8 protein-coding genes are annotated in these 6400 nt (G+C 63.5%); 3 read left to right on the top strand and 5 right to left on the bottom strand.

Annotated elements, in window-relative coordinates:
• Window positions 1–281: 281 nt before the first annotated feature.
• Genes HMPREF0591_RS28190 through HMPREF0591_RS32700 form a run of 5 tightly spaced genes read right to left on the bottom strand, consistent with a single transcriptional unit; the run spans window position 282 to window position 3141 of the window.
• Window positions 282–734, bottom strand: coding sequence for a MaoC/PaaZ C-terminal domain-containing protein (locus HMPREF0591_RS28190; protein ID WP_007172211.1), 453 nt, complete (start codon window positions 732–734; stop codon window positions 282–284).
• Between the two features lie 14 nt (window positions 735–748).
• A complete protein-coding gene (locus tag HMPREF0591_RS28195; RefSeq protein ID WP_170826177.1) occupies window positions 749–1225 on the bottom strand; it encodes an FAS1-like dehydratase domain-containing protein in 477 nt (158 codons plus the stop codon).
• A 32-nt stretch (window positions 1226–1257) separates the two neighbouring features.
• Window positions 1258–1593, bottom strand: a complete 336-nt coding sequence (locus HMPREF0591_RS28200; RefSeq protein WP_007172213.1) for an AtuA-related protein — start codon at window positions 1591–1593, stop codon at window positions 1258–1260.
• Window positions 1580–2971 carry an acyclic terpene utilization AtuA family protein gene (locus HMPREF0591_RS28205; RefSeq protein WP_033721564.1) on the bottom strand — a complete coding sequence of 464 codons (1392 nt, stop codon included), beginning with the start codon at window positions 2969–2971 and terminating at the stop codon, window positions 1580–1582. Before HMPREF0591_RS28205 ends, HMPREF0591_RS28200 begins: the two co-directional genes overlap by 14 nt.
• Window positions 2968–3141 (bottom strand): hypothetical protein, encoded by a 174-nt coding sequence (locus HMPREF0591_RS32700; protein ID WP_007172215.1) that lies wholly within the window; start codon window positions 3139–3141, stop codon window positions 2968–2970. Before HMPREF0591_RS32700 ends, HMPREF0591_RS28205 begins: the two co-directional genes overlap by 4 nt.
• Before the next feature lie 456 nt (window positions 3142–3597).
• Between HMPREF0591_RS32700 and HMPREF0591_RS28210 the strand changes: the two genes are divergently transcribed.
• The 3 genes from HMPREF0591_RS28210 to HMPREF0591_RS28220 are packed head-to-tail and all read left to right on the top strand — an operon-like array spanning window position 3598 to window position 6381.
• Window positions 3598–4752 (top strand): acyl-CoA dehydrogenase family protein, encoded by a 1155-nt coding sequence (locus HMPREF0591_RS28210; protein ID WP_007172216.1) that lies wholly within the window; start codon window positions 3598–3600, stop codon window positions 4750–4752.
• 40 nt (window positions 4753–4792) lie between these two features.
• Window positions 4793–5980: a thiolase family protein gene (locus HMPREF0591_RS28215; RefSeq protein ID WP_033721567.1), complete on the top strand. Its 1188-nt coding sequence runs from the start codon at window positions 4793–4795 to the stop codon at window positions 5978–5980.
• Between the two features lie 20 nt (window positions 5981–6000).
• The gene (locus HMPREF0591_RS28220) at window positions 6001–6381 is read left to right on the top strand and encodes a Zn-ribbon domain-containing OB-fold protein (RefSeq protein WP_046185921.1); all 381 of its coding nucleotides are present in this window, start codon (window positions 6001–6003) and stop codon (window positions 6379–6381) included.
• The last annotated feature ends 19 nt before the right edge of the window (window positions 6382–6400 follow it).

The raw sequence follows: 6400 nt of genomic DNA on the forward strand, positions 1-6400 counted from the left end.
ACAGCTTTTCGTTGGTGCGGCCCCCTGTAGCATCCCAAAGCCCGCGTATAGCGGATCGAGGTCGCTGGCGCGGGGCCACGTCGTCTTTGAAGTGGTGGGTATAAGAAGGAAGCAGGCCTTGTAGGAACCACTGTTACTGATCTACCGGCAGCCTTCAAAGCGACGCGCGCCGTCGTCGCCAGAGCCGCAGAGCTACGCGATCCAGAGCGGGTCGTCCCCCGGTCGAGCTGGCGCAGGAACGTAGGCAACGATGATGCAGCGACGGCTGTCGAAGTTCTCGATTACCGCCGACCGGCCGGCAGTTGCAAGGTCGCCTCACTGGGCACGCATATGCCCTCCTCGCTGGACACTGCCAGTTCCAGGTCGACCAGGCGCATTCCGCGGTCTTGGCGCTTGGCCACCACCCGCCCGGTAAGGGTCGCGGTCTGTCCCGGGTAGATCGACTTGATCATCGATATCTTGCGCCGGCGCAGGAGCGCGTCGGGGCCCGCCCAGTCGGTGAGGCCCCGGTCGATGAAGCCGTGAAAGAACAGCGTCGACAGGTAGATCGTTCGCTGGCCCTGGCTGCGTGCGTACTCCGGATCGTGATGGCCCGGGAACCAGTCCCACGTCGCCGCGGCGTTCATGCAGACCCGCTTGTAGGTGATAGGAATCGACACCGGCGTGATCTCGTCGCCGACAATGACGTCATCGAAGGTAAGGCCTTTGATGTCTGCAGTGCTGATCTTGGTCATGAGCGCCCCCGGGTTTACTGGGCTGTGTCGTAGCGGAACAGGACGTTGGTGTTGCGGGCGATGTTCTCGCCGTGCTGGTCGGTGTAGGTGGTAAGCGATGTGATGAAGACGCCGGTTCCCAGCCGAGTCGTCTTCTCGTCGGATAGCGAGACGATCTCCTCGACTATCCAAACGTGGTCACCGACTCGGGGTCGGCGCTCCAGCTCGGTGGTGGTGGAGGCGTTGATGATGTGGTGGCCGGGCAGGGGAACGTTGAGCGCGAAAAGCCCGTCCTCGCGGTGCAGGTGCGCGGGCGCCCATTGCGGGTTCATGCCCAGGGTCATCAGCAGGCCCGGTGGGCACTCGTCGCCCTCCCAGTACCGTGGGTTGGCGTCCTCAACCAGAGAGCAGTAGTAGAGGATCATCGATCGGTCGATCGGAAACCACGCCTGCTTTGGCTCGGAGCGACGACCGACCCAGGACCGGCCCTCCTCTAGAGTGCCGAACGCCATCCCGAGCCCGGTGACATCGTTGGTGTGGGAGCTCACGGTGTTGCCTTCCCTTCGATGGCGGGTTCGGGCAGGGGCATGCGGGACAGGATCGAACACATCGACTTGCCGGTCTCGTCGAAGCGCAGTGTTGCGGTTGCGCCGCCGCCGAGGGCTCCCCGCATGACGATGTTGAACGCATGCAGGCGAGGCAGCGTGTAGATCGTCACGGTTCCGGTGACCAGACCCTTCATGAAGGAGGTGATGGCCTCCGGCCGCAGTCCGCGTTGCAGCGCGGCAAAAGCCTCGGCGTCGCGGGCGAGCACCACGACGTTGGAGATGTCACCCTTGTCGCCTGAACGCACGAACGCCAACTCGTCAATGGTGGGCATCGAGCATCTCCTTGGCGGCCTGGACACGGACGTGCTGTGGGACGAACTCACGCGGTACCAGGGTCGGCCACAGCGCTATCACCTTGCGCACCGCCAGCGGCGCGCCGAAGGCGGTACCCACCGGACCGGCCGTCGCTGGCAGCAGCATCGCGCGGCGGGCGACCTCGGCCTCGCTGCGGGTGCGGCACTTGGCCACCATCCGGAGCTCGACCTCGTTGGGCTGGGCGTCGGGTGCCGGTCGTGGGGCCACCGGGCCGGCCAGCGCGTCCCAACCGACACGGTCGAAACGCATCTCCTGCGGAATGACACCCAGGTACTTGATGCGGCCGCGCACTAGCCTCTCGCAGAAGTCGGCCTTCTCCAGAGCATCGGGCCAGGGGATCATCGTGCGCCCCTCGGCGAGGTAGCCGTCCTCGTAGCCGATCTGCACCTTGAGCGTGTCCGGCCGTCGGCGGCCGGTCATGCCCGTGAGCTGCACGCGGTCGGGGCCGAGTTCTTTGACCTCGACACCGCCCATGTCGACGACACCGTCGGGCAGCAAATAGCAGAACGGGTCGTGCACTTCGTAAAGCAAATGCTCTTTGATGGTCCACTCGTTGAGCACCCCACCCGAGCCCGGCACCTTACTGATCACAGCGGTGCCGTCAGCCGACATCTCGGCCATCGGGAACCCGAGCCGCCACGGATCACGCGACAGCCGCCACTGCGAGGACATGCCGCCGGTCGCGATGCCCGCACACTCCAGTACATGACCGACGGTAAGCGCGGCGCCGATCAGGTCGGGATTACGCTCAAATATCCACCCGAAGTGGCGCATGAGCGGCCCGCAATAAAGCGCAGAGTCGGCAAGCCTGCCGCCGATCACGACATCGGCGTCGCCGTCAAGTGCGTCAATGATCCCGTCGGAGCCGGTGTACGCCGAGACAGCGACGATCCGGTCGGCGATGCGGTCGATGTCTTCTTCGCCGGACTCAAGGTGCGCGAATTGCCAACCCGAATCCCTGATTTCGGCGATTCTCCCCGTCAAGTCGTCGCCCTCAATGGTTCCGATGCGGGTGTCGGGATATCCGGCGTCACAGGCCACTCGCGCAGCGGCCAGTGCGGCGGCACCCGGGTTCGCTCCGCCCCCATTGGTCACGATGCCGACGTCGTTACGGCGGGCAGCGGGCAGCGCCTGACGCAGAATGGGTTCGACATCGGGCACGTACCCTTTACCCGGGTCACGCATCTTGGCACGGGTAAGGAGCGCAACGGTCAACTCGGCCAGCAGGTCGAAGCAGGCAAACTCGACACCGCCCTGCTCAATGAGTTCCACCGCGGGATCCACCATGTCACCCCAATAGCCGGCACCAGCACCGATCCGCACGCTGGCACTCATGCGCACTCCTGCGCCGCCTCGGCGCTTGCCGCCGCGATGTCGGCACTAGGCGGCGGCGCGCTTGGCGGTATCCCGCCGACTGCCGGATCGACAAAGGGCACGAATGCGGCGCGCCCGGCCAGCCGTCCTTTGCCGGTGACCCCCGCAGCAATCAGCATCGTTCCGGGCATCGTGTTTTCCTCCTCTCTGTCCCCGGCCGTCGACCGCAAAGCTCTTGGCCGCGGGCCTGTTAATTGGCGTTAGCGTACGCTGTCTTGACACCGCTCGGCAGTGACCCGAGGCCCGGCGTCCGGGTCAAGCGAATCGAGCTTCCCGAAGTTGTCGACGTTGCGCCACGCCAGAGGGGCGAGATTGCCTTTCTGCTCATGGGCTGGGGATTAGAACGACTCCGGCTGCTGCCGAGAAATCACGTATCCGGCGTGGCGTAAAGCCGGTCACTGGAAGTCGACGCACTACCGACACGCGGACTTGCGCGTCAATGTTAACGGCCGATAACGTATCACCGGGCGATTACGCTGCTGTCGAGCGGTGACGGAAGCTTCCCTCGAATTCCTCGGTGTGTCGCCTGAAGTTTGTCGTGGCCGGTGCAAACCCGGACCTGCGGGTGATTCAAGGGGTTGAGCGGTATGGAGATATCAGAGAGCCAGGAACGGCGGGATCTGCGGGCGGCGGTTGCGGCCATCGGGAAGTCGTACGGCCACGATTACTACCTGACCAAATCCCTGGGGGGCGAGAAGTCTACGGAACTGTGGCAGGAGGTAGGTAAGCAAGGTTTTCTCGGGGTGAATATTGCCGAGGAGTACGGCGGTGGCGGTGGGGGTATCTACGAACTGCATGCCGTGGGAGAGGAGTTGGCGGCGGCGGGGTGCCCGTTGTTGATGACGGTGGTGTCGCCGGCCATTTGTGGCACCATCATCCAAGCGTTCGGAACCGACGAGCAGAAACGGCGTTGGCTTCCGGGCATTGCGAGCGGCGAGATCATAATGTCGTTTGCGATCACCGAGCCCGACGCGGGCTCAAACTCGCACAACATAGCGACGACCGCCAAGCGGGACGGCGCCGACTGGGTTCTGCGTGGCACCAAGTACTACATCTCGGGAGTGGACGAGGCGCAAGCCATCTTGGTGGTCACCCGAACGGGTACTGACGAGCGTGGGCGCGGCCGGCTGTCGCTGATGGTGGTTCCCACGGACGCTGCCGGCCTGCAGAAGACTCTGATTCCCGTGCAAGCCGTGACACCGGAGAAACAGTTCACCCTGTTCTTCGACGATGTACGTGTTCCCGGTGACAACTTGATCGGCGCTCGGGACGAGGGACTGCGGCAGGTATTCGTTGGTCTGAATCCGGAACGGATAATGGGGGCGGCGCTGGGCAATGGGATCGGCCGGTACGCGTTAAACAAGGCATGTACCTACGCCCGGGAGCGCAGGGTGTGGGACACCCCTATAGGGGCACATCAGGGAGTCGCTCATCCGCTGGCGCACGCCAAAATTCAGGTTGAACTCGCACGCTTGATGACCCAACGGGCGGCCGCCTTACACGATGCCGGCGAGGCAGGGGCCGGCGAGGCGGCGAATATGGCCAAGTACGCGGCAGCTGAAGCCGGAATCCTTGCGCTGGACCAAGCGATTCAGACGCATGGCGGCAACGGTCTGGCTACGGAGTACGGGTTGGCGACGTTGTGGGGACCGGCGCGGTTGATGCGGACGGCACCGATCAGCCGGGAGATGATCCTCAATTATGTTGCGCAGCATAGTCTCGCGCTTCCACGGTCATACTGAACGTCGACTAGGTTTGGGTGGCTGCTTCCATGAGGTCAACGTGAGAACTTGGGCACTTGCCAGCGAGCCGGCTATCGCCGCAGTAGAAGAACTACCGCCAGGAAAGTACGAAGGCCACGACGGCGCGGGCATGCAGGAGTTGGTGCTTCGTCGGTTTCTGCAGAGCCATTCACTTGGTCCCCGCGATGTGGACGGCCTGCTGGTTTGCCCGTCCGGCATGGCCAGCGGTGCGGGTGCCGACATCTTCGTCCACGAGCGCCTCAATGACGTGTTGGGCATCCGGCCGCGCTTTTGTGAGACTGTCAACGTCGGTGGGGCGACCTACACGATCATGCTGTCGCGGGCTGCACTTGCAATCAGCGCCGGCCTTGCAAACGCGGTGCTCTGTATCGGTGCGGGGAAATTCCCCAAGGTGGGGCGGGGAGGCGGCGCCAACGCAATGGCGCGCATGATCAGCCACCCGGACTTTGAGTACCCATACGGCAGCTTCATCCCAGCCCTTTACGCCTTAGCCGCCACGCGGCATATGGCCGAACGCGGAACGAGCCGCGATGCTCTTGCCGCCGTGGCGGTCTCGAGCCGCGAGTGGGCGTTACGGCATCCAGATGCTTTGATGCGCAACGCGGGTCCGCTCACCGTCGAGATGGTTCTGGCTTCACGACCTATCGCGTGGCCGTTCAATTTGCTGGACTGCTCAGTACCGTGTGAAGGTGGCGCCGTGTTCCTAGTGGCCCATGGTGACCGCGCGCGGGAAATCACCGACCAACCGGCCTATGTATTGGGCTTCGGTGAACACCACGATCACGGCAACATCACCCACACCAGCGACTTCGCAACAATGGGTGCCAGCGTGTCAGCGCGTGCCGCGTTCGAAATGGCCGATCTTTCGCCTTCGGACGTGCAGGTGGCCGAACTGTACGATGCCTTCACGATCAACCCGATACTGCTGTTGGAGGAAACGGGGCTGGTGGCGGCAGCTAAAGGTGGCCACTTCTTCCTGGATGGGCGGGGGGCGCCCGGCGGTGACCTTCCGGTGAACACCTACGGGGGTCTGCTGTCATTCGGACACACCGGCGACGCGTCGGGAATGTCGATGCTGATCGAAGCTGCGCGCCAAGTGATGGGGAAGGCTGCGGATCGTCAAGTGTCTGCAGAAATAGCATTGGTACACACTTACGGCGGCATGATGGCAGACCATTCGACCGTACTCTTGGGGAGGACGCCGTGACAACTGCTCCCATGCCCACCGTGACTGACAGCACGGCCGTGTACTGGCAGCAGGCAGCTGTCGGGCGGTTTGTGCTCCCGAAATGTCGGGAGTGCAAGCGATTCCATCATCATCCCCGCCCTTGGTGCCCATACTGCTGGGCTGCGGATCTGGATTGGCAAGAACCTTCGGGAAAAGCGACGATCGTCACCTACACCGTCGTCCGTCAGGCCCCGTCGCCAGCTTTCACCGCTCCTTACGTCTTGGCGATAGTGGAGCTGGAAGAAGGACCTCGAATGATGACCAACGTGATCGAATGCAACGTCGATGAAGTGCGGGTCGGTATGGCTGTCGAGGTGGTCTTCGAATCACGAGGCAACCTGGCACTTCCGCAGTTCCGACGGGTCACGTCAACTGCGTGACGAGCCGACGCGAAAACTC

This window comes from Mycobacterium parascrofulaceum ATCC BAA-614 (genome assembly GCF_000164135.1).
In the GTDB taxonomy this organism is placed as follows: Bacteria; Actinomycetota; Actinomycetes; order Mycobacteriales; family Mycobacteriaceae; genus Mycobacterium; species Mycobacterium parascrofulaceum.

Coding starts and splice junctions, on each gene's coding strand:
- HMPREF0591_RS28190 (WP_007172211.1), bottom strand. CDS start 734: ATGACCAAGATCAGCACTGCAGACATCAAAGGCCTTACCTTCGATGAC.
- HMPREF0591_RS32700 (WP_007172215.1), bottom strand. CDS start 3,141: ATGCCCGGAACGATGCTGATTGCTGCGGGGGTCACCGGCAAAGGACGG.
- HMPREF0591_RS28205 (WP_033721564.1), bottom strand. CDS start 2,971: ATGAGTGCCAGCGTGCGGATCGGTGCTGGTGCCGGCTATTGGGGTGAC.
- HMPREF0591_RS28200 (WP_007172213.1), bottom strand. CDS start 1,593: ATGCCCACCATTGACGAGTTGGCGTTCGTGCGTTCAGGCGACAAGGGT.
- HMPREF0591_RS28195 (WP_170826177.1), bottom strand. CDS start 1,225: ATGGCGTTCGGCACTCTAGAGGAGGGCCGGTCCTGGGTCGGTCGTCGC.
- HMPREF0591_RS28210 (WP_007172216.1), top strand. CDS start 3,598: ATGGAGATATCAGAGAGCCAGGAACGGCGGGATCTGCGGGCGGCGGTT.